Annotated in this window: 20 protein-coding genes; 11 read left to right on the forward strand and 9 right to left on the reverse strand. The window is 70.1% G+C overall.

Features of this window, described 5'->3' with window-relative positions:
- The first annotated feature begins 23 nt into the window (after positions 1-23).
- From ACAZ03_RS14000 to ACAZ03_RS14025, 6 genes are all read left to right on the forward strand, one after another.
- Positions 24-1034 carry a LacI family DNA-binding transcriptional regulator gene (locus tag ACAZ03_RS14000; RefSeq protein ID WP_373354526.1) on the forward strand — a complete coding sequence of 337 codons (1011 nt, stop codon included), beginning with the start codon at positions 24-26 and terminating at the stop codon, positions 1032-1034.
- Positions 1035-1266: 232 nt separating this feature from the next.
- The gene (locus ACAZ03_RS14005; protein WP_373354527.1) at positions 1267-2100 is read left to right on the forward strand and encodes a VOC family protein; all 834 of its coding nucleotides are present in this window, start codon (positions 1267-1269) and stop codon (positions 2098-2100) included.
- Between the two features lies 1 nt (position 2101).
- Complete coding sequence (locus ACAZ03_RS14010; protein WP_373354529.1) at positions 2102-2932, forward strand: fumarylacetoacetate hydrolase family protein; 831 nt, start codon at positions 2102-2104, stop codon at positions 2930-2932.
- Positions 2933-2963: 31 nt separating this feature from the next.
- Positions 2964-4367, forward strand: coding sequence for an aminomethyl transferase family protein (locus tag ACAZ03_RS14015; protein WP_373354531.1), 1404 nt, complete (start codon positions 2964-2966; stop codon positions 4365-4367).
- Positions 4368-4473: 106 nt separating this feature from the next.
- Positions 4474-5253: an IclR family transcriptional regulator gene (locus tag ACAZ03_RS14020; RefSeq protein WP_373354533.1), complete on the forward strand. Its 780-nt coding sequence runs from the start codon at positions 4474-4476 to the stop codon at positions 5251-5253.
- A gap of 301 nt (positions 5254-5554) precedes the next feature.
- Entirely contained in the window at positions 5555-6424 is an 870-nt protein-coding gene (locus ACAZ03_RS14025; protein ID WP_373354535.1) for an IclR family transcriptional regulator, read from the forward strand.
- A gap of 61 nt (positions 6425-6485) precedes the next feature.
- On the opposite strand, the gene ACAZ03_RS14030 is transcribed toward ACAZ03_RS14025, so the two are convergent.
- Positions 6486-7850 carry an alpha/beta hydrolase domain-containing protein gene (locus ACAZ03_RS14030; RefSeq protein ID WP_373354537.1) on the reverse strand — a complete coding sequence of 455 codons (1365 nt, stop codon included), beginning with the start codon at positions 7848-7850 and terminating at the stop codon, positions 6486-6488.
- A 792-nt stretch (positions 7851-8642) separates the two neighbouring features.
- On the opposite strand from ACAZ03_RS14030, the gene ACAZ03_RS14035 reads away from it, so the two are divergent.
- The 3 genes from ACAZ03_RS14035 (at position 8643) to ACAZ03_RS14045 (ending at position 13265) form a co-directional block, all read left to right on the forward strand.
- Positions 8643-9599, forward strand: a complete 957-nt coding sequence (locus ACAZ03_RS14035; protein WP_373354539.1) for a TAXI family TRAP transporter solute-binding subunit — start codon at positions 8643-8645, stop codon at positions 9597-9599.
- A gap of 227 nt (positions 9600-9826) precedes the next feature.
- Positions 9827-11839, forward strand: a complete 2013-nt coding sequence (locus ACAZ03_RS14040) for a TRAP transporter permease (RefSeq protein ID WP_373354540.1) — start codon at positions 9827-9829, stop codon at positions 11837-11839.
- A gap of 121 nt (positions 11840-11960) precedes the next feature.
- Positions 11961-13265, forward strand: coding sequence for a hypothetical protein (locus ACAZ03_RS14045; RefSeq protein ID WP_373354542.1), 1305 nt, complete (start codon positions 11961-11963; stop codon positions 13263-13265).
- Positions 13266-13379: 114 nt separating this feature from the next.
- On the opposite strand, the gene ACAZ03_RS14050 is transcribed toward ACAZ03_RS14045, so the two are convergent.
- The gene (locus ACAZ03_RS14050; RefSeq protein WP_373354544.1) at positions 13380-14087 is read right to left on the reverse strand and encodes a Crp/Fnr family transcriptional regulator; all 708 of its coding nucleotides are present in this window, start codon (positions 14085-14087) and stop codon (positions 13380-13382) included.
- Positions 14088-14413: 326 nt separating this feature from the next.
- Between ACAZ03_RS14050 and ACAZ03_RS14055 the strand changes: the two genes are divergently transcribed.
- Positions 14414-15883 (forward strand): diguanylate cyclase domain-containing protein, encoded by a 1470-nt coding sequence (locus tag ACAZ03_RS14055; RefSeq protein WP_373354546.1) that lies wholly within the window; start codon positions 14414-14416, stop codon positions 15881-15883.
- Between the two features lie 226 nt (positions 15884-16109).
- Here ACAZ03_RS14055 and ACAZ03_RS14060 read toward each other — a convergent pair whose 3' ends face one another.
- From ACAZ03_RS14060 to putA, 3 genes are all read right to left on the reverse strand, one after another.
- Complete coding sequence (locus ACAZ03_RS14060) at positions 16110-17576, reverse strand: tannase/feruloyl esterase family alpha/beta hydrolase (protein ID WP_373354547.1); 1467 nt, start codon at positions 17574-17576, stop codon at positions 16110-16112.
- Between the two features lie 117 nt (positions 17577-17693).
- The gene (locus ACAZ03_RS14065) at positions 17694-18161 is read right to left on the reverse strand and encodes an N-acetyltransferase family protein (protein WP_373354549.1); all 468 of its coding nucleotides are present in this window, start codon (positions 18159-18161) and stop codon (positions 17694-17696) included.
- 10 nt (positions 18162-18171) lie between these two features.
- Positions 18172-21606, reverse strand: a complete 3435-nt coding sequence (putA, locus tag ACAZ03_RS14070; protein ID WP_373354550.1) for a bifunctional proline dehydrogenase/L-glutamate gamma-semialdehyde dehydrogenase PutA — start codon at positions 21604-21606, stop codon at positions 18172-18174.
- A 263-nt stretch (positions 21607-21869) separates the two neighbouring features.
- Between putA and ACAZ03_RS14075 the strand changes: the two genes are divergently transcribed.
- Positions 21870-22037: a hypothetical protein gene (locus tag ACAZ03_RS14075; protein WP_373354552.1), complete on the forward strand. Its 168-nt coding sequence runs from the start codon at positions 21870-21872 to the stop codon at positions 22035-22037.
- Between the two features lie 178 nt (positions 22038-22215).
- Here the strand turns inward: ACAZ03_RS14075 and ureG are convergent, their stop codons facing one another.
- From ureG to ureC, 4 genes are all read right to left on the reverse strand, one after another.
- Positions 22216-22827, reverse strand: coding sequence for an urease accessory protein UreG (gene ureG / locus ACAZ03_RS14080; RefSeq protein WP_373354554.1), 612 nt, complete (start codon positions 22825-22827; stop codon positions 22216-22218).
- Between the two features lie 82 nt (positions 22828-22909).
- On the reverse strand, positions 22910-23548 hold the full coding sequence (locus ACAZ03_RS14085; protein ID WP_373354555.1) for an urease accessory protein UreF: 639 nt from the start codon (positions 23546-23548) through the stop codon (positions 22910-22912).
- Positions 23538-24191 carry an urease accessory protein UreE gene (locus ACAZ03_RS14090; protein ID WP_373354556.1) on the reverse strand — a complete coding sequence of 218 codons (654 nt, stop codon included), beginning with the start codon at positions 24189-24191 and terminating at the stop codon, positions 23538-23540. Before ACAZ03_RS14090 ends, ACAZ03_RS14085 begins: the two co-directional genes overlap by 11 nt.
- Before the next feature lie 204 nt (positions 24192-24395).
- Complete coding sequence (gene ureC, locus ACAZ03_RS14095; protein ID WP_373354558.1) at positions 24396-26156, reverse strand: urease subunit alpha; 1761 nt, start codon at positions 26154-26156, stop codon at positions 24396-24398.
- Positions 26157-26165: the final 9 nt, after the last annotated feature.

Raw genomic sequence — 26165 nt, forward strand, 5'->3', positions numbered from 1 at the left:
CCCAAGGGCCCCCGGGGGGACAGATGGTCACGCTGAAGGACATCGCGGAGCGCACGGGCGTGTCGGTGAATACCGTCTCGCTCGCGCTTCGCGGCTCGCCGCGCGTGGGGCAATCGACCCGCGAGCGCATCCTCGAATCCGCCCGCGCGCTCGACTACATGCCGAACCACGCCGCCCAGGCGCTGGTCAAAGGGCGCAACATGACGGTGGGGCTGCTCCTCACCGACATGACGAGCCCCGTCCTCACCCTGGTGGCCCAGAAGCTCGAGATCGAGCTGAAGGCGAAGGGCTATGTGACGCTCCTCGCCGCCTCCAACGGCGACGGGGCGGAGGAGGAGCGCGCGCTCGCCACCTTCCGCGCCCGGCAGGTGGACGGCGTACTGGTCTATCCCAACCACCGGCACGAGCTCGACGGGATCCGCCGGCTCGCCGCCTCCGGCATGCCGGTGGTGCTGCTGGCCGGCAAGGAGGTCGAGGGGCTCGACGTCGTCGGCATCGACGAGGAGCATGGCAGCGCACTGGCGGCGCGGCACATGATCGGCCTCGGCCACCGCCGCATCGGCATCATCGACAGCGACCGCATGACCGGCAATTCCGAGAAGATCGAGGGCTATCGCCAGGCGCTCGGCGAGGCGGGCATCCCCGTCGATCCGGCGCTGATCGTCGGCCCGGGAGGGCATTCGATCGCCCAGGGCTATGCGGCGATGGGCGCGCTTCTGCGCCTGCCGGACCCGCCCACCGCTGTCCTGTCCTCGACGGACCGGATCGCCATGGGCGGGCTGCGCTGGTGCCAGGAGCACGGCATCTCGGTGCCGGGCGACGTGTCCGTCTTCGGCTATGACAATGTGGAATATGCCGAGGCCGCCTCCACGCCCCTGTCGAGCGTGAACTATCCCTCCGACGAGATCGCCCGCGCCGCGGCCTCCCTGATCCTCGAGCGGATCGACCACAGCGGCGAAACGCCGCGCCGCATCATCCTGCAGCCGGAGCTGGTGCTCCGCAGCAGCACAGGCGGGTGCCCCGCCGCCTCCTGAGCACCGACAGCCGGGTTCCGCCCCAACCCCTGCCCCACCCCCTCTTTCCGCGCCGCCGGGCCCTTCGGCCCGCCTGTCCCCTCGCGCGCCCCCTTCAGCGTCGGCGGCGGCCGGCCACCGGCTCCACGCCCCCTAGCGCGATCAAATTTCTTACATTATGAAAATCATGTCTCGATTCGCGCCGCCTCGGGAGGGGGCGGCGCGGGACCTGTCGGGGCACTGGGAGGAGAACATGACAATGAGCGCAGGCGGTGCCTATCTGCACCACATTCATATCGGCAGCCCGGATCCGGCGCGGCTCGCGGCCTTTTATGCTGACCACATGCAGATGGTCGCCGAGGAGAAGGACGGCGCCTGGCATCTGGCCGGCCCCGACCGGCGGCTGAGGATCAGCGAGGGGCCGGCGAAGTCGCTCCTGCAGGCCGGCTTCGCCGCCGAAAGCGCCGCGGCGCTCGACGCGCTCCGCGAGCGGGCCGAGGCGGGCGGTTGCGGGCCGGAGGCGGCCGACGAGCCGCTCTTCCGCGAGGGCGCCTTCGCCGTGACGGACCCCGACGGCAACCGCGTCGTCTTCGGCCTGTCGCATCGCGAGCCGGCGCCGGAGGGGCATTTCATCCATGGCCCGCTGCAGCACCTGACCCTCGCCACCAAGGACGTCGAGGCCATCGAGGGCTTCTATGGCGGCATCCTCGGCTTCGAGGTGTCCGACCGCGTGCTCAAGGACAGCGGCGAGGTCGCCACCTGCTTCCTGCGCTCCAATCACGAGCATCACACGCTTGCCTGCTTCAAGCAGGACCGGACGGGGATGGACCACCATTCCTACGAGGCCGGCCAGTGGGACACGATCCGCGACTGGTCCGACCATTTCGCCGGCAAGGGCACGACGCTGATGTGGGGGCCGGGCCGGCACGGGCCGGGCAACAACCTCTTCATCTTCATCAAGGACCCCGACGAGAACTGGATCGAGGTCTCCGCCGAGCTCGAGGTCATCCATGACCGCCCCGTCAAGGACTGGCCCCATGCCGAGCGCACGCTGAACCTCTGGGGCCGCGCGATCATGAGGTCCTGACATGCGCTTCGTTTCCTTCAACGACGGCGGGCGGCATGGCTTCGGGGTCAAGGTGCCGGGGGGCATCCATGACCTCGGCGCCCGGACCGGCTCGCCCGACCTCAAGAGCTGGCTGGCCGGCGGGCCGGCCGAGATCGACGTCACGGGCGCCGACCCGGACATCGCCGACGGCGCCTTCGACTACCTGCCGGTGATCCCCAACCCGGGGAAGATCCTCTGCGTCGGGCTCAACTACGAGACCCACCGCAAGGAGACGGGCCGCCCCGAGGCCGCCCATCCCGCCATCTTCACCCGCTTCGCCGACAGCCTCGCCGGCCACGGCCAGCCTCTGGTCAAGCCGGATTTCTCGGATGCCTTCGACTACGAGGGCGAGCTGGCTCTGGTCATCGGCCAGCCCTGCTTCCGCGTCACCGAGGCGGAGGCTCTGGCGCATGTCGCCGGCTATGCCTGCTTCAATGACGCGACGCTGCGGGACTGGCAGCGCCACACCCACCAGTTCACCCCCGGCAAGAACTTCCCCCGGACGGGCGGCTTCGGCCCCGAGCTGGTGACGCCCGACGAGGCCGGCGAGCTGGCGGACCAGCCCATCGAGACGCGGGTGAACGGCGTGACCGTCCAGTCGGCGAGGCTCGGGCAGATGATCTTCGGCATCGCTGAGGTGATCGCCTATGTCAGCGCCTTCACGCCGCTCTCGCCCGGCGACGTCATCGCCACGGGCACGCCCGGCGGCGTCGGCTTCAAGCGCGAGCCGCAGCTCTTCCTGAAGCCGGGCGACCGGGTCGAGGTCTCCATCGGCGGCATCGGCACGCTTGAGAATTCCATTGGCGCCTGAGGCGCATCCAAGAAATGAAAGAGAAGAAAAGATGAGCGAGACAAGCCTCAGTGATGTCCTGACCGCCGGCGGCAACCCGGTGGAGATGCTGCGCAACTCCCGGCAGGACGCCTTCGTCTACCCCGTCGTCGCCACCGAGTTCAGCAACTGGCGCGACGAGCAGCGCGCCTGGCGGCAGGACGTGGTGCTGTTCGACCAGTCCCATCACATGGCCGAGCTGATGGTCGAGGGCCCGGATGCCGAGCGGCTCCTGTCCGATCTCGCCATCAACTCCTTCAAGGGCTTCCGCCCCGACAAGGCCAAGCAATTCGTCGCCTGCTCGCCGTCGGGCCACGTCATCGGCGACAACATCATGTTCTACCTCGCCGAGCACCAGCTCGTGCTCGTCGGCCGCCCGCCCAGCATCAACTGGGTGCAATATCACGGCGAAACCGGCGGCTACGACGTGCAGGTCACCAAGGACATGAGCTCGCCGGCGCGGCCCGACGGGCGGGCGGTGAACCGCCGGCACTACCGCTTCCAGATCCAGGGCCCGAAGGCGCCGGAGCTGCTGGCCAAGCTGAACGGCGGGCCGCTCGAAGACATCCGCTTCTTCAACATGGGCCGGGTGAACATGGGCCCGCATTCCGTGCGCGCGCTGCGCCACGGCATGTCGGGCGTGCCCGGGCTGGAGTTCTGGGGGCCCTACGAGGAGCGCGACGTGATCCGCCAGGTGATCCTCGAGATGGGCGCGGAGTTCGGCATCCGCCAGGTCGGCAGCCGCGCCTATTCGACCTCGACGCTCGAATCCGGCTGGATCCCCTCGCCCCTGCCCGCCGTCTACTCCGACCCCGCGCTCAAGGCCTATCGCGACTGGCTGCCGGCAAAGGGCTACGAGGCGACCGGCCCGATCGGCGGCAGCTATGTGGCCCCGAAGATCGAGGACTATTACGTCACGCCCTACGAGATCGGCTACGGCCCCTTCGTGAAGTTCGACCATGACTTCATCGGCCGCGAGGCGCTGGAGGCGATGACGCCCGAGACCCAGCGCCGCAAGGTCTCGCTCGCCTGGCATCCCGAGGATGTCGCCCGCGTCCAGGCCTCGATGCTCGAGCCCGAGGGCGAGAACTTCAAGTATATCGAGATGCCGCTGTCGAACTATGCCGCGTCGAACTACGACCGGCTCGAGAAGGACGGCCGCATGGTCGGGGTCTCGATGTTCTCGGGCTACAGCTACAACGAGCGCTGCTTCATCTCGCTCGCTACCGTGGAGCCGGATGTGAAGATCGGCGACGAGGTCACGCTGACCTGGGGCGAGCCCGATGGCGGCACCGCCAAGTCGACGGTCGAGCCGCATCGGCAGACGACGATCCGCGCCACGGTCAGCCCGGTGCCCTTCAGCCAGGTGGCGCGCGAGAGCTACGCGCAGAGCTGGCGCACCGCGCATGCGTCATGACCCGGTGCCGGCGCCCGGAGCTTCCGGCGCCGGCGCCGCACCCGCCGCGTTGCATGGGGCCGGGCGGCGGGCTACTCCGGCAGGAGGATGGCCCGGAGGGCACGAGGTGAGCAGCGCGGACAAACTCCTTTCGGTCCTCACGCTCTTCACCGCCGGCGGCGAGCCGCTGACGGTGGAGGAGGTCTCGCGCCAGCTCGACCTGCCGCAGAGCACCACCTACCGCTATCTGCGCTCGCTGTCCGACGCGGGGCTCATCGCCTCGATCCGCGCCGGCTCCTATGTGCTGGGGCCGACCATCGTCATGCTCGACCGGCAGATGCGGCGCTTCGATCCGCTGCTCGTGGCCTCGCGCGGCGTGATGGAGGAGCTGGCGGCGGGCATCGAGGTCTCGGGCGTCCTGCTTCTCTGCCGGCTCTTCCGCGACCAGGTGATGTGCGTCCATTCGGTCGAGGTGGCGGCGCCGGATCTGGAGGTCGCCTATGAGCGCGGCCGGCTGATGCCGCTCTTCCGCGGCGCCGCGTCCAAGGCGATCCTCGCCAGCCTCGCCCCGCGCAACGCGCGCGGGCTCTACGGCCAGCAGCCGCAGGCCTTCGCCGCCGCCGGGCTCGGCGCGAGCTGGGACGAGGTGAAGGAGTGCTTCCGCGCGCTCCGCCGCGCCGGCGGCGTCGTCACCTATTCCGAGATCGACAGCGACGTCCTTGGCATCGCCTGCCCGATCTTCGATCCGGCGGGCCAGGTGCTCGGCAGCCTCGGCTTCGTTGCCGGCGGGCGGCGCCCCGGCGACGCCCTCGTGCCGGCGCTCTTGGAGGCGCTGCGGCAGGGGGCGGAGGATATCGGCCAGGCGCTCCGCCAGGCCGAGGAAATGGAAACGGCCCCGGGCGCCTAAGGCGCCGGGGCCGGAAAAGACCGAGGCGCCCGGACGCAAATAGCCGGGCCGGCGCAATTCGCGCCGAAGGTCGAATTGCGTGAATTGCAGATGGATGGGTATTCAGGCGGATTATACCGCGTTGATTTCGCGAATAGGCCATTTCCACCGTTGCAATTGACGCACGCCCCCCGCTGGAAACGAGACTGAAGGTTTATCTCCCCCCATCGTCGCGGTGGAAAGCGGCGCCGCCAGGCCCTAGGATGGCGGACGACCCCCGCGCGGCGCAGCGCCCGCGGCGGCGGCTGGAGGGCGACCGCGCGTGGACAGATCGAGCGAAGACGAGGCCGCCGGGATCGACGAGACGGGCCCGGAGGCGGAGGATGACACCGGCGAGGGCGGGCCGCCCGCCCGCCAGCGGGGCATCCAGTCCATCGACCAGTCGCTCCTGCTCCTCAAATGCATGATGGAGCTGAACGGCCCGGTGACGCTCACCGAACTCGCCCAGGCCGCCGGGATGCCGGCGAGCAAGGCGCATCGCTACCTCGCGAGCTTCGCCAAGGCGGGCATGGTCTTCCAGCGGCAGCGCTCGGGGCGCTACCAGCTCGGCAATCTGGCGCTGGAGCTCGGCCTCGCGGCGATGAACCTCTCCGATTTCACCAACCGCACTGCGGACCGGCTCTACGAGCTGATGCTGGCCACGGATTCGACGGCGCTCCTGTCGGTCTGGGGCAACCACGGGCCGACGATCGTGCGCTGGGAACGGGCCGAGAGCCTGATCGCCACCTCGCTCGGGCTCGGCACCACGCTGCCGCTCCTCAACTCCGCCAACGGGCTGATCTTCTTTTCCTATCTGCCGCGCCGCTTCACGACGGATGTCCTGAGGCGCGAGCTGAAGCTCAGGGCCAAGACCGGGCTCACCGACCTCGACACCTCGAAGGCGGGGCTGGAAGAGCTGATCCGGCAGACGCGGGCGCGGGGCTTTGCCAACGGGCATTTCATCCCCGGCCTGCACGCCGTCAGCGCGCCGATCCTCGACTGGCAGGGCGAGGCGGTGGCGGGGGTGTCGCTCATCACCAACGAAGAGGTGAGTTCGCCCGAGAATGAAAAGGTGCGCCGGCTCCTGGCCTTCTGCGCCGAGAATTCCGCGCCGGCGATCCCGCAGGGGCGGGCGGCGGCGGACGAGGGCTGAGGCCCTCGGGGGGGGTGGTCGGCCCGGCCACCCCTGGGGCGGCAGCCGGGCCAGGCGGCGCCTACTCGGCCGCCTCCGCGTCATCGCCGGTGTAGCCGAAGCCGACGCTGTCGCCGAAGCGGGCGACCTCCTCGTCGATCTCGAAGAGATATTCGTCGGGGAACCAGCCTTCCTCGACCAGCCTCAGCGTGGCGCTTTCCAGCTGATGCTGGAAGTCGCCGGGGCTGGCATACATCTCCTGCAGCTGCGCGTCGGTGAGCGGCTGCGAGGCGCCCGCCAGCGAGCACAGGAAGCTCTCGCCCTCGTTCGGCGTCAAGTAGACATGCGTCGGCACCTCGAGCTGCGGGCTGCGGATCCCGCCGCGCACGTTGCCGAATTCGTCCCTGACCGGGCCGCTCTCGTCGAACTCGACATGCGGCGGCATGGGGGCCGGCGTGTCCTCCATCAGCCATTCGTACATGTCCTCCACGGCCATGTAGAAATAGGCCATCGCCATGAAGCCGTCGCCGGGCAGCCCGCAGGTCGCCGGGTCGGTGGCGAAGAAGTAGCGGCTCTCCAGATGGGGCGCGCCGGGCACCTGGTAGCGGCGGAAGTTCTCGCCGTCGGCGGGCCAGGAGGCTTCGTCGGCCGCGGTGAAATCCTGGAACTCCGTCTGGCTCATGGTGACGATGAGCGGCACGTCCCAGAACTCCGCCAGCTCTTCGGTGGTCGGCCCGGTGCGCACGCCGAGGATGGCGCCGTCCACGAGCGGCGAGCCGTCCTCCAGCGTGTAGCTCGCCTGCCCGCCGAGGTGGAAGTAATCCGAGATGTTGTTGGCGGTCTGCGACAGGCCGGCCATGGCCAGCGTGCCGGCGTTCCACTCCTCGCCGAGCGGGTTGGCCGTGCGCACGAGCAGCATGGCCTGGGCGGCCATCTCGTTCTGCATCGCGGGGTCTTCGCTGGCGATATGCATGTCGGCATAGCGCGCGGCGTTGAAGCCCTGGATGTTGGCTATGGCGCCCGGGTGGTCGTCGAGCTCGACGAAGACATGGCCGTTCTTCATGCTGCCGATGCGGCTGTAGGTCCAGGCCTGAGCCGCGCCGGAGGTGTGCTGCGTCTCGAACACGGTGAAGCCCGACCAGTCCTCGATGTCCGCCGGATGGCGGATGACGAGGCGGGTCGTGTAGTCCTCGCCGCCGGCCGTGCCGGTGAGGAAGAACTCGTCGGCGACGTAGCCGTAATAGTCCATGTCGAAGAAGTCGGGGAACTCGCCCAGATAGGGGCGGATGCTCGTCTCGAAGATCGCCGGATGCATCAGGTTGCCGGCCTGCTCCGCGACCGGCCCCTCGACTTGCGGCAGGGCCGGCGTCTCGGCCCGGGCGGCCGTGGCGGCGAGCCCCAGCGCCATGGCCGTCGTGCCGGCCAGAAGTGAAGTGCGGTAGTTCATTGTGGTCCTCCCTTGATAAGGCGGCGCCCTGCCGGTCCGAAGGCCCCGGCGCGCCGGCTTAGTGACGGGGGACGCGCATTGCCCCGGGCACCCGGAGCAGGCGGGCGCGGCCCCTCCCGGACCGCAGCCCTGCCTGCTCCGCCTCCTCGATACCGCGGGCTGCGCGCCCCCTCGCGCCGGAGCAAACCGCCTGCGGGCAGGAGGGTCAAGAAAATTCCGCATCGCGAAATTCGTTCCTTAGTGTGAAATTTTGTGCGGCGGGGCGATTTCTGTGAGGAAATGCCTGCCCTTTCCGCCCCGAAGGCAGCATCCCGCCGAGCGGAGCGGCGCGCCAGGAAAAAGATCCGCAGCGATCCAATTGCCGTGCATTTTCCCTCCGACGGCCCCTGATTCTCTCCCGGTGACCGGCCGGGGAAGAGATGGCGAAACCTGTCCGCTAATTCAGGACGCTTGCGCGACAGGATAAACCGGTCAATAAATTTCTTGATGGTGAAAGTGATTCCTCATGGCAAAAACGCCGGCTGTCGCGTATGCGGAAGGGAGGCGGCCCCCAGCGGGCCAAATCCGGCCACCGGCGGCCTCGGGCGACACGCCGCCCGCGCACCGGCCTGAGGTGCCGCCAGACTGCATGTGATGGCAGGGCCAGGGCCGGAGCCCGCCGCCCCGCCATCGACGAAGACCGCCAGCGGCTCGAGGAGGGGCCAAAGGCGGGCAAGGTCGCCCGGAGCGGCCGCCACAGGCGCGTTGCGGCGCCGCGACGAGAGCAAGACCGCAACACCAAGGGAGGAAACCATGACCACGACACGATTCATCCGCCATCTCGCCGGGCTCGCCGCCCTGGCCGGGGTCGCGGCGCCCGCGCTCGCCCAGGATGTCGACATCGGCACGATGGGCCAGGGCACGCTCAGCTATTCGACGGGCTCCGCCGTCGCGCAGGTGCTGCAGGCCGAAGGCGGCTTCAACGCCCGCGTGCAACCGAACTCCGGCGAGACGACGATCATGCCGCTCGTCAACACGGGCGAGCTCGATCTCGGCATCGCCTCGGTCGGCGAGGTCGCCAATGCCATCGAGGGCACCGGCGTCTTCGAGGGCCGGGCCCAGGGCGACATGCTGGCGCTCGCGGCGCTCTTCCCGCTCAAGGTGGCGATCTTCGCCCGGGCCGACAGCGGCATCGAGACCATGCAGGATCTCGCCGGCCACAGCCTGACGACGGATTTCTCGGCGATGGGCGTCATCAACGACATCCTCATCGCCTCGCTCGCCAATGCCGGGCTGACGCTCGACGACATCGACCCGGTCGCCGTGCCGAACGTCGTGCGCGGCGCCGATGACTTCATCGCCGGCCGGGCGGATGCGTTCTTCTTCGGCATCGGCTCCGCCAAGGTGCTGGAGGCCGATGCCTCGGTCGGCGGCGTCACCATGCTGCCGCTCGACGACAGCGAAGAGGCCGTGGCGCGGATGCAGGAGGTCTTCCCCGAGGGCTATCTCTCCGAGCAGGTCGTCCTGCCGAACACGCCGGGCTTCGACGCGCCGATGATGGTCATGACCTATGACAACATCCTGCTCGTCAATTCGGCAGTGCCGGACGAGGTGGTGGCCGAGATGGCGCGGGTCCTCGCAGAGAACAAGGAGGCGCTGGTCGCCAACTTCCCGCCCTTCGGCGGGCTGGTGGTCGAGGATCTCTACAAGGATCTGCCGATCCCCTATCACCCCGGCGCCATCGCCTTCTACGAAGAGGCCGGGCTCTAGCCCCAAGGCGGCGCGCTCCACACCGGGCGCGCCGCTCTCCATTTCACCCCACGGCATCCCGCCCCCGGCGGCGGCCCTCGGCCGCTCCCCCCGGGGAAGGGCCAACGCCCACCGCTGACGCGCCCGCCCCGGGCCGCCCCCTCCCCCCGTCCCGACCGGACGGAGGCCGGGGGAGAGCCGGGCGACGCCCCCGCCTTGCCCGACGACCTGCCGCCATGAGGCCCGCCTTGACCGATCCTTCAGTCCAGCCCCCCGCAGCCCAGACGGAAGACGACATCGCCGCCGGCGCGGCGCTGATGGTTCCGGCGCCGACGCCGGGGCGGGGGCCGCTCGGCGTGATCCGCTCGATCCTCGCCGTCCTCGCCATCGCGGGCCCGGTGGTCTGGGTGCTCGACCTGCCCCGGCAGCTCTTCCACCTCGCGCCCTATACCGAACAGCTCCTTGCCTATGAGCTGGCGGTGATCCTGCCGATGCTCTTCCTTACCTTCGACATCCGCGGCCGGCGGAGCCAGGACGTGCGCTGGCACGACCTGATCCTCGCCGCCGTCGGCTGCGTCGCGCCGGCCTGGCTGGCCTGGGAATATCCGCGGCTCGTCAACGATCTCGTCTTCCTGCCGCGCGAGGGCGTCATCATCGCCGCGCTTCTCGTCGCCATCTCGGTGGAGGGCGTGCGGCGGGCCATCGGGCTGACGCTGGCGCTGGTCGTCCTTGGCCTCATCGCCTTCGGCTTCTGGGGCTACCTGCTGCCGGCGCCCTACAATTCGCGCGAGATGTCCTTCGCGCGGCTCGTGGTCTATCTCGGCATCGACACCAACGCGCTCCTCGGCATCTCGCTGCAGGTGGGCGTGGTGGTGATCGTGCCCTTCATCCTTCTCGGCAAGTTCCTCGCCGCCTTCGGAGGGTCGGACTTCTTCTCGGCCCTCGCCGTCGCCGCCATGGGGCGGTTCCGCGGCGGACCGGGCAAGATCGCCGTCTTCGGCTCCTCGCTCATGGGCTCGATCTCGGGCTCGGCGGTGGCGAATGTGGCGGGCACCGGGGTCGTGACCATCCCCCTGATGAAGCGCGCCGGCTTCCCCGCCCATGTGGCCGCCGGCATCGAGAGCGTCGCCTCGACCGGCGGGCAGCTCATGCCGCCGGTGATCGGCGCCGCGGCCTTCCTCATGGCCGAGTTCCTCGTCCTGCCCTATTCGACCGTGATGATCGCGGCGCTGCTGCCGATCCTGCTCTACTACGCCGCCATCTTCACGCTGGTGGACCTCTATGCCGCCAAGAAGGGCCTGGCCGGCGTGCCCCGCGCCGAGATCCCGGCGCTCTGGCCGGAGTTCCGCCAGGGCTGGCACTTCCTTCTGCCCTTCGTGGTCTTCCTCGTCGGCATGTTCTCCTTCCGGCTCCAGCCCGAGCTGGCGGCGCTCTGGGCGGTGGGGACGCTCTTCGTCACCAGCTTCGTCTTCGGCTATCACGGCCGCCGCCCGACGCTGAAGACCATCTGGGCCGCGATCTACGACGCCGGCGAGAGCGTGGTGGAGATCGTGATCGTCACCGCCGCCGCCGGGCTGGTGATCGGGGTGCTCAACCTCTCGGGCATCGCCTTCACGCTGGCGGGGCAGCTTCTGTCGATCGCCGGGGGCAACGTGCTGATCCTGCTGATCTTCGCCGGCATCTCGTCGATCATCCTCGGCATGGGGATGCCGACGGTCTCGGTCTACATCCTCCTCGCCGCGCTGATCGCGCCCGCCATCATCCAGGCGGGGGTGGAGCCCATCGCCGCCCATATGTTCGTGCTCTACTTCGGGCTCATGTCGATGGTGACGCCGCCCATCGCGGTGGCGAGCTTCGCAGCCGCCAACCTGGCGAAGGCGGGGCCATGGGCCACGAGCTTCTCGGCGATGTGGTTCGGCTGGACGGCCTATATCATCCCGTTTCTCTTCGTCTTCTCGCCCGCGATGCTGCTGCAGGGCCCGCTCCTGCCGGCTCTTATCGCGGCGGTGACGGCGCTGGCGGGGATCTTCTTCATCTCGATGGCGGCCGTGGGCTTTGCCCGCGCGCCGATCGGTGCGGGGCTGCGGCTTCTCTGCCTGATCGCGGGCGCGATGTTGCTGCCCCCCGCAGAGATCGTGCCCGGCGGCTACTGGGTCGTCGGGGCCGGCGCGCTCTTCGCGCTCGGCCTCGCACTCTGGCTCTTCGTGTTCACCCCGCCGGCGCCGCCGGCCCGGCGGAGGGACCCGATGACCCCGGTCTGACCCGGGGCAAGGACGCCGGCTCGCGGTGGAGGCGCGGGCCAGCGGATCAAAGACCTGCCGGACGAACGGCGGGCACGACACCCAAAGGAGGAGAAAACCAATGAGACCAACACGTCACTGCATGACTGCCCTGGCGCTCGTCGCCCTGGCGGGGCCTGCCCTCGCCCAGGACGAGGCCGAAAGCGTCGGCCGCGGCTGGCCCGTGATCGACACCGAGGCGGTCATCCTGACCGGCCCGGAGGGGCGCGGCCCCGAAGACGGCTCGCCGCCCGAGGGCATCGAGCCGCTCGAGGTCGACATGTTCACCACGAGCGATTTCTATGCCGACCAGGAGCTCTGGACGGACAAGCGCTACTTCCGCTGCAACGTCCCGCGCCAGCTGACGGATATCAACACGACGCTCAATCCCAACCAGGACGGCGGCACGATGGCGCGCATCGGGGCGAACCCGCCGGCGAGCGCCGAATGGGGCAATTGCGACGAGGATTATCCGCGCGAGGCCATCGTCAGCCCCTATCCCTTCGAGACGGCCCAGGAGCATTACGAGGCGCTCCTCGCCGAGACCGAGGCGAACGGCGGGCCGACCGTCTATTCGCGCGAAAACCCGCCCCCCGCCTGGGACGGCACCTATGCGCGCAACAACGAGGGCTATCCGCAGTGGAACTTCGGCCGCATCACCCAGATGCCGACCTATCTGTCGCTGCTGACGCCGGAGTACCAGGTCCATGCCGTCCAGCAGAACTACCATGAATCGGTCTCCAACGCCCCGCAATGGCCGGCCCAGTACTGCTGGCCGGAGGGCTTCATGCGCTGGTTCTCCGAATTCGCGACCCGCGATTATCACCTGATGATGACGCCGGAGATCGTGCAGTGGCAGGCCGGCGTCGCCGACAACCTCGAGAAGCAGATCTTCATCGGCCGTGACTTCAACATGGACGGCGGCGTGCCGCGGCTCGGCTCGGAAGTGCCGCGCTGGTACGGCGAGAGCGTCGGCTTCTGGGACGGCGAGGCCCTCATCAGCTGGACGTCCAACGTCCAGGGCTGGATGCAGCACACGATGTGGGAATTCTCCAACGAGATGCAGACGGTGGAGATCTACACGCCGCGCCACGCCGAGGACGGCACCTTCCTCGGGCTGACCCACGAGGCGGTGCTCTACGATCCGCTGGCCCTGGTCGAGCCGGTCCGCGTCGTGCGGAACTTCGACTATCAGGGCGGCAATCTCGAGACGGACCCCTACGTCTTCATCGAGTGCCTGCAGACCATCTACCCGAACGAGGGCCGCGCCCAGCAGACCCCGCCGGGCACCGTCATCGAATTCCGGGTGCCGGACTGGTTCAACCGCCCCTGGGCGGACCGCTGGACCCGCTACTTCGAAGAGGGGATGGAGCCGCCGGAAGCCGAGAGCCTCTTCGGCTTCGACTGACCGGCCGTCCCCATGATCCTTTCCCTGGCGCCGTCTCCCTTCGGCGCCAGGGGATACCGGAGCGCCCCGCCCCGCCTGTCCAGGGCGCCGCGCGGCGCTCCGGGCCGTTCTCTCTCAGTCCAGAAGCTCCTCGAGCCCGGCTCCGCTCACCTCGCCCATGCGGTAGAGCCCGGCCCGGTCATGGATCGTCAGCCGGCCGCCCTGCAGGGCGCAGAGTCCGGCCTCGCGCAGATCCTTCAGGACGCGGCTGACATGCACCTGCGAGATGCCGCAGATATCCGACAGGTCCGCATGGGTCAGCGGCAGGGCGAAGCCCTCCTCCGTCCTGAGCCCGGCGCGCCCGAGACGGTGATCCATCTCGGCGAAGAAATTCGCCATGCCGGCCAGGGCGCGGAACCGGCCGAGCCGGTAGCTCCAGTAGCGGTGCAGGCCCGCGTCGATCAGCGTCAGCTTCCACAGCGCCTCGGCGAAGGGATAATCGCCCGCCATCGCGGCGCGGAGCGCGTCATGCGGAAAGCGGGCGATGCGCACGGGGCCGAGGCTTTCCACCTCGTGATCCAGCTTGTCGAGCGGCAGGGCATGCAGATCGACGAAATCGCCGGGCACCTGGATCGCCACCATCTGCCGCCGCTCGCGCGGCCCCATGTAGCGGCCCATGAGCCCGTCGAGGAGCAGGATGCTCTCGGTCTGGGCGTCGCCCTCCTGCGCGAGGCTCTGGCGGCTGCCGATCTCGACGGTGTCGCCCGCGATCTCCGCCAGCTTGGCACGCATCCGCCTTGGCAGCGTGCCCACGAGCCCCTTTGCAAGTGTCTCTTCCAGCATGGCCCCCGCCCCCTTCCCGGCTCCGCACTCCAAGAGAGTCACGAATTGCGCCATGATGCCAGTGGCTTCGGGCGGGGCAGCGGTGCCGGCAGCGGCCGGCCGGCGGCGACCGTGGCAATCTTGCCGCCCCCCTCGGCGCGCCGGGCGGCGGGGGCTCCCCGCTGGGGCGGCCATCGCCTACCCTGATCGTGACACGAGGCGCCAAGGGGCCGCTTGCCTGCCACAATTCGGCCCGTTAACCTGAATAATCGCTGGTGTGTCCCCGCAAAAAGGGGCCCCCTATCGAGTGACGGCAACGACCGGCAGAGACCATGGCAAGAGCGCAGATGACCAGTTCCACGCCCGCGGCAATCGATGACCAGGCGTTCGACATCGCCCCCATCGCCATGTGGCTGGAGGATTATTCCGGCGTCCTCACGCAATTCGACGCCTGGCGCGACGAAGGGGTGAGCGACATCCGCGCGTTCCTCTCCGGAGATCCCGACCGGGTGAAGGCCTGCTCCGAGCAGATCCGCGTCCTCAGCGTCAATGCCGCGACGCTGTCGCTCTTCGGCGCCGCCGATCAGGAAGAGCTCGTCGCCAACCTGCCGATCATCTTCCGCGACGAAATGATCCGCACCCATATCGAGGAGCTGGCGCAACTCTGGGATGGCAAGCCCTCCTTCTCCAGCACCACGACGAATTACACGATCGACGGGCGCCGGCTCGACATCAAGCTGCGCGGCGCCGCCCTGCCCGGCCACGAAGCCACGATGGACAGGGTGCTCGTCACCACCGAGGACATCACCGACGCCGCCGACGCCCGCCGCAAGGCCGTGCAGAAGGAGCTGGAAGCGACCGGCATCTTCGAGCATTCGCCCGTCTCGCTCTGGATCGAGGATTTCAGCCGCATCCGGCACCTGCTCGAAGGGCTTCGCCAGCGCGGCATCTCTGACCTGCGCGTCTTCCTCGACGTGCATCCCGAATTCGTCCGCCAGTGCATGGCCGAGATACGGGTGCTCGACGTCAACCAGGCGACGCTGACGATGTTCGGCGCGCCGGACAAGTCGACGCTGCTGCACAGCCAGCACCTGATCTTCCGCGACGACATGGAGAACCACTTCCGCGAGCAGCTCATCGAGCTGTGGCAGGGCAACCTCTTCCACAGCCGCGAGGTGGTGAATTATGCGCTCGACGGCTCGGAGCGCTTCGTCATCATGCAATTCTCCGTTCTGCCTGGGCATCATGGCAGCTGGAGCCGCGTGCAGGTGGCGCTGACCGACATCACCGCGCGCAAGAAGGCCGAGGCCTATCTCGAATATCTCGGCAAGCACGACGTGCTGACCGGCCTGCGCAACCGCGCCTATCACATCGAGGCGGTGAACCGGCTGGAGCGGATGAAGGTCCGCCCCTGCTCGGTGCTGATCGTCGACCTGAACGGCCTCAAGGCCATCAACGATTCGATGGGCCATGACACCGGCGACGGGCTCTTGCGCCGCCTCGGCGAGGTCCTCAGCGAATCCGCCGGCGAAGAGGGCAGTGCCGCCCGGATCGGCGGCGACGAATTCGCCGTGCTGCTGCCCAATGTCGGCAAGAGCGCCTCGGCGACCGTGGTCGAGACGATCGAGCGGCTCGTCCATCTCAACAACCAGTATTATTCCCACCAGCCGCGCCTGCAGCTCGCCATCGGCCATGCCACGGTCAAGGAGGGCGAGACGCTCGACGCCGCCATCCGCCGCGCCGACGAGCGGATGTACGAGCAGAAGCGCGAGTATTACGCCTCGGAAAACGACCGCTCGAACAAGAGCGTCGCCTGACCGGCCGGCGCGACCCCGCCCCTCCCCCCGTCTTTGCTCTCCCGAGGCTCCTCGGGGCGGCTGCCGCATTCCCCGCCTTCTCAAACGAAAAGGGCGGCGCCGGATTTCTCCGCGCGCCGCCCTTGCGAGGCCCGGGCCACCCCATGCAACCCTCGCCCAAGCAAAGCCTGACAGATTCACTCAGGCATGACAAGCCCCTCCGGGCAGCGCATGAGCGTCGCCGCCCTCACGGCGCCGCGCAGGCGAAATTCGCCGCATCGGTGTCGTCGCCCTCGCCGGAATAGGTCGCGACCTCCGGCCAGGGGCAGAGGATGCGCGTGCGGTCGGGGGTGCCATCGGTCAGATGGGCGGCGGGGATCGCCTGGGGCGCCTCGCCGCCACTGACCCAGCCATCGAGCGCCGGCAGCATGTCGAAGCTCGTCGGCCCCGGCCCGCCGCCGCAATGGCCCATGCCGGGCACCATGAAGAGCCGCGCCGCCTCCTCCGCGCCGGTGCTCCCGGCCCGCATGTCCTCGTAGTAAGCCACGGAATTGTAGGGAGAGATCCCCGGATCCGCCCAGCCGTGATACATGATGAGCTTGCCGCCGGCCGCGAAGAACTCCGACAGGTCGGCGCTCTCGGCGCCGGTGTCGCCGGCGATGGTCTCGGCCGCGGCGATCTCCGCCTCGGGGTCGAAGCCCTCGTAGCTCCAGCCGTCATCGCCATGGACGAAGATCCGGAAGAAATCCGAGGCGACGATCAGCGGCGTGGCGCCGCGGAGCGCGAACCACGTGCCCTCCGACCCCGGCGCATAGCCGTGGAAGAGCGGCGTCCCGTCGGCGGCCATCGGCCCGGTGTAGAGCGCCTCCGCCGTCGCCCGCTTCTCGTCCGACAGGTCGAGCGCGGCGAGGTCGATAGAACAGGCCATCGGGTTCTCGATGACCCCGTCGGCCACCCCGTCGTTCAGGTCGCAGGCGTCGAGCGCGTTCTGGCCGAGGGCGGCGTAATCCTCGTCCGTCAGGATAGAGGTGCCGTCTTCCATGCCGACGAGGCCGGTGAAGACCTGCTGGGCATGGAGCCGCGCGCCGTTCACCGCTGCGGCGCCGGCGATGATGCCGTCGAAATCCTCCGGGTAGCGGCTGGCGGCGGTCAGCGCCTGGCGCCCGCCGGTCGAACAGCCCGAGAAGTAGCTCTGCTCCGGCTCGGCCGCGTAATAGCCCGCGAGGATCTCCTTGCCCGCCGCCGCCGTCTCGTGGACGGCGCGATAGGCGAAGTCGAGGAAGGCGGGCTCTTCCAGCCCGAAGCTGGCATCGGCGCCGCCGAGATGGCCGGTATCGGTCGAGGCGACGGCATAGCCCGCCGCCAGCGGCCCGGTCATGGCGCCGGTCGAGATCGAGCCGGCGAAACCGCCGTTGCCGACGACCAGGAAGCGGCCGTTCCAGGCCTCGGGCGCGGGCAGCCAGATCTCCATGCCGATCATCGAGCCGGGCTCGCTGGCGAGCTCCGCCGTCACGCGGCAGAGCGCCGGCGCCGTCTCGACCGTCACCGGGCCCTCGCGGCCGGCGATGGTGAGGGCGCCCGCCTTCACCGGCAGGGCCGTGACCACGCTGCCATTGGCGAGCGCCGCGTCTTCCAGCGCCGCGCATTCCTGCGCGAGGGCCGGGGTCGTGGCGAGGCCGCACAGGGCCACACCAGCCATCAGATGATGTCTCATGTCGTCTCCTCCTCCAGGGGCCGGCGGTCCCTCCCGACCGGGCGGCCCGAGGAGGAGCCTAGCCGTGCTCCGCCCGCCTGTCGCCTGAAATCGAAGAACTTTTCGCTAAGCGAAATGTCAGAGGATGAGCTTGTAGCCGATGTGGCTCTGCTCGAAGCCGAGCCCCGCATAGAAGCGGTGCGCGTCCTTGCGGTCGTTGTGCGAGGTGAGCTGCACATGAGCGCAGCCGCGGGCGCGCGCCTCCTCCACCGCGAAGGCGATCATCTGCCGCCCGAGGCCGCGGCCCCGCTCCGGCGCCGCGATGCGCACCGCCTCGATCTGGCAGCGCCAGGCGCCCTGGCGCGAGAGGCCGGGGAGGAAGGTGAGCTGCATCGTGCCGACGGGCGCGCCCCCGGGCGCCCCCTCCTCCTCCGCCACCACCAGAAGCTGGTTGGCATCGGCGGCGATGGTCTCGAAGGCCAGCGCATAGGCGGCGGGGAGCGGCGGGCCGAGATCCTCCCGCGCGGCGCCCAGCATGTCGTCGGCCAGCAAGGCGACGAGGGCGGGCAGGTCCTCTGCGGTGGCGCGGCGGAAGGTGAGGGGCATCGGGGGCCTTTCAGGAGGATTGCGCGAGGAGCGCGGCATTGCCCCCCGCGGCGGTGGTGTCGATGGAGACATGCCGCTCCAGCCGGCAGCGCGGCCCCATGTCGGGCCCGGTGAGGAGCGGGATGAGCGGCCCGTCGCGCGAGGCGAGGGCAATCCGCGCCGCCCGCTGCGCGGCCTCGTCGCCCCAGAGCGCCACCGCCGCAAAGCCGGTCAGCCGGGTGAGCGCCTCGGCGGGGAGCGTCCCGTCGATGCCGCCCGCGCCGGGGTAGATGACGAGCGCCGCGGCGCCGTTCGCCTCCACGATCTCGGCCTGCGCCCGCGCGGCCTCTGCAGTCGGGCCGAGGCAGAGGACGAGCCCGCGCCCGTATTCGCGCAGCCGGTTCGATTCGCCCGTCGGCCCGGGCATGGGCGTGGTGGCGACCAGCCGCCCGCCCTGCCCCCGCTGCATGTCGATGGCGACCTGCACGGCGGCCTCGTCGGCCGGTCGGCCGGCCGGCCCGCCCATCGCCCCAACCTCCTCCGGCTTGCAGAAGCGCGCGAGGTAGTGCGGCCCGCCCGCCTTGGGGCCGGTGCCGGAAAGGCCCTCGCCGCCGAAGGGCTGCACCCCCACAACCGCACCGATCTGGTTGCGGTTGATGTAGATGTTGCCGGCATGGATCCCCTCCACCGCCGTCGCCACCCGGTCGTCGATGCGGCTGTGCATCCCGAAGGTCAGCCCGTAGCCGCGGGCGTTGATGTCGGCGATCACCTGGTCCAGCGCCTCCGCCCGGTAGGTCGCGACATGGAGGACCGGCCCGAAGACCTCGCGCTCCAGCGCCGCGATGCCGGGCAGGCGGATGACGGCGGGGCCGATGAAATGGCCCTCCTCCGGCACCGGCAGCTCCTTGAGGAGCCGCCCCTCCGCCTTCGCTGCGGCCACATGGGCGGCGATCCCCTCGCGCGCCTTGGCGTCGATCACGGGGCCGATGTCCGTCGCCTCGTCCCAGGGGTCGCCCAACGCCAGCTCGTCCATCGCGCCGTAGAGCATCTCGAGCACCCGGTCGGCGACATCCTCCTGGATGTAGAGCATCCTGAGCGCCGAGCAGCGCTGCCCGGCGGAGCGGAAGGCCGACATGGTGATGTCACGCACCGCCTGCTCCGGCAGGGCGGTGGAATCGACGATCATGGCATTGAGCCCGCCGGTTTCCGCGATGAGCGGGGCGGAGGGCGCCAGATGCTCGGCCATCGCCCGGTTGATCGCCTGCGCCGTCGCGGTCGAGCCGGTGAAGGCCACGCCGTCGATCCGCGGATCGGAGGTCAGCGCCGCGCCGACCTCGCCCCCGGGGCCCGGCAGGAGCTGCAGCGCCGCCTCGGGCACCCCGGCGCGGTGGAGGAGCTCGGTGCCGAGCGCGGCGATCAGCGGCGTCGTCTCCGCCGGCTTGGCGAGGACGGCGTTGCCGGCGGCCAGCGCGGCGGCGATCTGGCCGGTGAAGATGGCGAGCGGGAAGTTCCAGGGGCTGATGCAGGTGAAGAGCCCGGCGGCCGGGCGCTCCAGCGCCGCCGCCCCCGCGGCGTAATAGCGCAGGAAGTCGACGGCCTCGCGCAGCTCCGCCACCGCATCGGGCAGCGCCTTTCCGGCCTCGCGGGCGAGAAGCGCGAAGATCTGCCCCGCCTCCGCCTCGTAGAGATCGGCGGCGCGGCGGAGCACCTCGGCCCGCTCGGCGGCCGGCGCCTCCCAGGGCGCCGCGCGGGTAATGGCGGCGCGGGCGGTCTCGGCGGTCGCCTCGGGCGCATGGCCGGGCGTGTCGGCCGGGTCGAAGGGGTTTTCGACCGGCGCGCCCTCGCTGCCCCATGTGTGGGTGCGGAAGGGCGCCCGGGCCGCATCGATCTCTGCCATCTCCGCCGGGTCGCGGAAGTCGAAGCCGCGCGAGTTGCGCCGGCCCTCGAAGAGCTCCGCCGGCGGGTGCACGAGGCTCTTCGCCTTGGCGAGCGCGGTGAACGGATCGGCAGCAACCTCCTCCGCCGGGATCTGCTCGTTGACGATCTGGTTCACGAAGGAGGAGTTGGCGCCGTTCTCAAGCAGCCGGCGGACGAGATAGGCGAGGAGGTCGCGGTGCGGCCCGACGGGCGCATAGATCCGGCAGCGGGCGCCGGCCTGCCCCCGGACGATCTCGTGCAGCGCCTCGCCCATGCCGTGGAGCCGCTGGAACTCCCAGCCCTCCACATCGCCCGCCAGTTCGAGCACCGCCGCCATCGTATGGGCGTTGTGGGTGGCGAACTGGGGGTAGAGCCGGGGCCGCGCCGCGAGGAGACGCTTCGCCACGCAGATGTAGGAGACATCCGTCGCCGGCTTGCGGGTGAAGACCGGAAAGCCCGCGAGCCCCTCGACCTGAGCCGTCTTGATCTCGCCATCCCAATAGGCGCCCTTGACGAGGCGGACCATCAGTTTGCGATCCAGCCGCTCGGCCAGCGCCTCGAGCCAGTCGACCACCGGCAGCGCCCGCTTGCCATAGGCCTGCACGACCACGCCGAAGCCGTCCCACCCGGCGAGCGCCTCGTCGGCGAGCACCGCCTCGATGACGTCGAGCGACAGGTCGAGCCGCGCCGCCTCCTCCGCGTCGATGTTAAGCCCCATGTTCGCCGCCGCCGCCGCGCGGGCGAGATCGCGCACCGCGGGCACGAGCTCCGCCATCACCCGGGCGCGGTTGGCATATTCGTAGCGGGGGTGCAGCGCCGAGAGCTTGATCGAGATGCCGGGATTGGCGGCGACGCTGCCGCCCGTCGCCTCGCGGGCGAGGCGCCGGATGGCCTCGGCATAGGCCTCGCGGAAATGATCGGCATCGGCGGCGGTCATCGCCGCCTCGCCCAGCATGTCGTAGGAGAAGGTATAGCCCTGCCGCGCCCGCTTGCGGCCGCGGTCCAGCGCCTCGCCGATGTCACGGCCGAGCACGAACTGCGCGCCGAGCTCACGCATCGCCTGCCCGACGGCCACGCGGATCACCGGCTCGCCGAGCCGGCGGATGGCGCCGCGCAGCACCTCCGCCATGCCCGTGCCCTCGCGCAGCACCTGCCCCGTCAGCATCAGCGCCCAGGTGGAGGCATTGACCAGCGAGGAGGAGGAATGGCCGAGGTGCCGCCCCCAGGCCGAGGGGGCGATCTTGTCCTCGATGAGGGCGTCGATCGTCTCGTTGTCCGGCACGCGCAGCAGCGCCTCGGCGAGGCACATGAGCGCGATGCCCTCCTCGGTCGAGAGCCCGTATTCGGCGAGGAAGACCTCCATCAGCCCGGCGCTGCCGGAGCTGCGCACCTGCCTGACCAGTGCCGCCCCCCGCGTCGCCGCCCGCTCGCGGAGCGCCGCATCCGGGCCCTCCTCGGCGATCAGCTCGGCAAGGAGCGACTCTTCCTCCGCCAGATGGCGCGCGCGGATGGTGGCGCGGAAGGGCGCGAGGGGGTCGTCGCCGGTCATGAGGTCCTCCGGAAGGGTGATGACCGCGCGATGCTAGCGCCGCGGGCGGGGGGTGCAATGGGGGCGAATCGCCTCATTTGCAGGCGGCGCCTGGGGATAACCTGTGGGAAACCCCGCCCGCCCCGGCGCTGCACCGCCCGGCGCGGGCGCGGAAGGCGGATTTTGCAGACAGGCGGCGGGCCGCGGCCTAGCGTTCGGGGAAGCGAAGGACATCACCCGGGGGGATTGCGATGCCTGAGGACCACAAGGGTGCGGCCGCACGCATGATCGGCGCCATGAGGGAGGACGAGATCGCGCCCTTCCTGAAGCGCACCATTTCCGATCACGCGCTGACTCCGCTCATGCGCGAGCTCAACGCCGACATGCTCTCCGCCCATCCGGTGCGGAAAGCCGCGGCGACGGAGGCCCTGCAGCGGATCGGGTTTCTCTGAGGCGCCCCCTCAGATGAAGGGCACGAGCGGCACGCCGCAGGCGGAGAGGCCGGCGAGCGCGGCGAGGGCAAGGGCGAGGCGGTAACGTCTCATCGGGGGCGTCTCCTTTGGGGTCGCCCCATGCTGGCGGATCGGGCGGCGCCTGTCGAGCGCTCCAGGGGGGCGTGCCGGAGCCCCCTCAGAGCCCGCCCAGATCCTCGACCAGCCGCACGATCTCGTCCACGCCCTCCCCCTTGCGGAGCGCGGCGAAGACGAAGGGCCGCCCGCCGCGCATCGCCTCGGTATCGGCCTGCATCCGCTCCAGCGACACGCCGACATGGGGCGCGAGGTCGGTCTTGTTGACGACGAGGATGTCGGAGCGCGTCAGCGCCGGGCCGCCCTTGCGGGGGATGTCCTCTCCCGCCGCGGTGTCGATCACGTAGATCGTCAGGTCCGCCAGCTCGGGCGAGAAGGTGGCAGAAAGGTTGTCGCCCCCCGATTCGATGATGACGAGATCGAGCGCCGGGAACTTGGCGCGAAGATCGGCGATGGCGGCGAGGTTGATCGAGGCATCCTCGCGGATCGCCGTATGCGGGCAGCCGCCCGTCTCCACCCCCACGACCCGCTCGGCGGGCAGGATCTGCTGGCGCATCAGCGCCTCGGCATCCTCGCGGGTGTAGATGTCATTGGTGATGACGGCGAGGTCGACGCGGTCCTTCAATGCGCCGGCGAGCGCGGCGGTCAGCGTCGTCTTGCCGGCCCCCACGGGGCCGCCGATGCCGAGCTTGAGGGGGCCGTTGGGCGAGGTCATGGGCGCTCCGTTTCTGGTCTGGGCGGAAATGTCGCGACTTCCGTGCACGGTTTTCGCGCGAAAGCTGCGGGCCGGAGGCGGCTCACGAGCGGAACATCCGCGGCTCCAGCACCTCGTGGCGGAGGCTTGCGATATCGGCGGCGAAGGCGGCGGTGCCGAGGTCATCGAGCCCGGCGGTGGCGGTCTCCTCGGCAAGCCGGGCGCAGAGCGGCGCGAGGCGCTCGACGATCCCGGCGCCCCGGGTCTGGCCGAGCGGCATGAGCCGCAGCGCCGCCTGCACGAGGTTGGAGGCGAGGCTCTGCAGGAACAGCGCGGCGGCGGGGGTTGCGGGCAACCCGGCGAGGCGCGCCGCCCGGCCGACCGCCAGCGGATAGGGCAGGTCCGGCAGGTCCAGCCCCCTGGCGGCGTGGGTCGTGGCGGCGAAGGCGGCGCCCTGCTGGCGCATCTCCGCCAGCCGCTCGGCACTGATCGCCATGGCCTCGGCGCGCTCGGCGAGGGCGGCAAGCTCGCCCGGCGCGGCCCGGTGGGCGAGGTGGAGGAAGATCGCATCGTTGCGGGGGCCGCCATGGGCGAGGAGCCCGGCGAGCCAGGCCTCCAGCCCCTCGGGGCCCGTCTGCCCCTCCGCCACCGCCGTCTCGAGGCCGCCGGAGAAGTTGAAGCCGCCGGTCGGGTAGCTGGGCGAGAGCCAGCGGGCGAGAGTGAGGAGCGGCTCAGCCTCCATGCGAGGGATCGTGCGAAGGCCGGTGGGCGTGGGAGTGGTCGTGCCCGTGGTCATGGGAATGGTCGTGGCCATGGTCATGTTCGTGTCCATGCCCGTGACCGTGGTCATGGGAGTGGCTGTGCCCATGCCCGTCTTCATGCCCATACCCACCGTCATGCCCATGCGTCTCCGGCTGCCCGTGCACATAGCCGCCGTGATCGTGGCCCATCACCCGGCTGCCGCCATAGGCGCCGCCCTCGGGGGTGAAGGGGCCCGTCAGCTCCGTGACCTCGGCGCCCAGCCCCTCCAGCATAGCGCGGAGCACCTTGTCGTGGCGGAGGACCAGCCGGTCCGACTCGATCTGGCAGGGCGTGTGGCGGTTGCCGATGTGCCAGGCGAGCCGTACCAGCATGCCGCCCCGCACCGCCATCAGCGGCTCGTCGGCCGCCTCGATCAGCACGGCGCGCCCGTCCTCCAGCGCCAGCCCGTCGCCGGCGGCGAGGCCGACCGTCGCCGGCAGATCGACGAGGAGGCGCGCGCCCTCCTCCGTCTCCAGCCGTTTGCGGCGAAGGAGCCGCTCGTCATAGGTCAGGCGGAGCCGCCCGGCGATCTCGGCGGTGACGGGGGCCGGCAGATGGGCATGGGCGGGGGGCAGGTCGGTCATGGCGGCCCCGAGGATGCGCGCCCCCGCCCCCCTCCGCAAGGCCCCCGGCGCGGCCCGCCGCGCCCCGCCCTCGCCGCTGCCCAAAAAAGCGCCCGGCGCCGGATGACGCCCATGGGCGGCCGCCCCCTCCCCCTCGCATTTCTCCAAATACCCGCGGGGGGAGTCGGCCCTCGGGCCGACGGGGGGCAGAGCCCCCCTCCCCGCTCAGAACAGGAAATACCGCTGGGCCATGGGCAGCTCCGTCGCTGGCTCGCAGGTCAGGAGCTCGCCATCGGCGCGCACCTCGTAGGTCTCCGGGTTCACCTCGACCTTTGGCAACAGGTCGTTGAGCTTCAGGTCCCGCTTGCCGATGCCGCGCGTGCCCTTGGCCGGCACCAGCGCCTTCCGCCCGCCTATTTTCTCCTCCAGCCCCGCCTCGATGGCTGCACCGGAGGTGAAGACGACCGAGGTCGCCGTCCGGTTCAGCCCGTAGGCGCCGAACATGGGCCTTGTGTAGACCGGCTGCGGCGTCGGGATGGAGGCGTTGGGGTCGCCCATTTGCGCTGCGGCGATGCTGCCGCCGATCAGCACCATCTCGGGCTTCACGCCGAAGAAGGCCGGGTGCCAGAGCACCAGATCGGCGCGCTTGCCGACCTCGACGGAGCCGGTCTCATGGGCGATGCCATGGGCGATGGCCGGGTTGATCGTGTATTTCGCCACATAGCGCCGGGCACGGATGTTGTCGTTGGCGCCTTGCTCCTCGCTGAGGCGCCCCCGCTGCCTCTTCATCTTGTCGGCCGTCTGCCAGGTGCGGATGATCACCTCGCCGACCCGCCCCATCGCCTGCGAATCCGAGGCGATGATTGAGAACGCCCCCATGTCGTGCAGGATATCCTCCGCCGCGATTGTCTCGCGCCGGATGCGACTTTCGGCGAAGGCGACATCCTCCGGGATCGACTTGTCGAGGTGGTGGCAGACCATGAGCATGTCGAGATGCTCCTCGATCGTGTTCACCGTATAGGGCCGCGTCGGGTTGGTGGAGGAGGGCAGCACATGCTCCTCCCCGCAGATCTTGATGATATCGGGCGCATGGCCGCCGCCGGCGCCCTCGGTGTGGAAGGCGTGGATCGTCCGCCCCTTCATGGCGGCGACGGTGTTCTCGACGAAGCCCGATTCGTTGAGCGTGTCGGTGTGGATCATCACCTGCACGTCCATCTCGTCGGCGACGCCAAGGCAGCAGTCGATGGCGGCGGGGGTGGTGCCCCAGTCCTCGTGGAGCTTCAGCGCCGCCGCGCCGCCCTCCACCTGCTCGATGAGCGCGCCGGGGAGCGAGGCATTGCCCTTGCCGGCGAACATCAGGTTCATCGGAAAGGCCTCCGCCGCGCCGATCATCTGCATCAGGTGCCAGGGCCCGGGCGTGCAGGTGGTGGCGAGCGTGCCATGGGCCGGGCCGGTGCCGCCGCCGATCATGGTGGTGAGGCCGGAATGCAGCGCATCCTCGATCTGCTGGGGGCAGATGAAGTGGATGTGGCTGTCGATGCCGCCGGCAGTGAGGATCCGCCCCTCGCCGGCGATGGCCTCCGTCCCCGGGCCGACGATGATGTCGACGCCGGGCTGCGTATCGGGGTTACCGGCCTTGCCGATGCCGACGATGCGCCCGTCCTTGAGGCCGACATCGGCCTTCACGATGCCCGTCCAGTCGAGGATCAGCGCGTTGGTGATGACCGTATCGACGGCACCCTGCGCCCGCGTCGCCTGGCTCTGGCCCATCCCGTCGCGGATCACCTTGCCGCCGCCGAACTTTACCTCCTCGCCATAGCCGAGGGCATTCTGCCCCGCGCCGCCCGTCAGCGCCGCGCCGACGCGCTCGACGATGAGGTCGCGCTCGACCTCGATGATGAGGTCGGTGTCGGCGAGTCGGAGCCGGTCGCCGACACTGGGGCCGAACATGGCGGCGTAATCGGCGCGGGAGATGGTGGCGGGCATGGCGGGTCC

Source organism: Pseudoroseicyclus sp. CXY001 (genome assembly GCF_041714655.1).
Lineage (GTDB): Bacteria > Pseudomonadota > Alphaproteobacteria > Rhodobacterales > Rhodobacteraceae > Pseudoroseicyclus_A.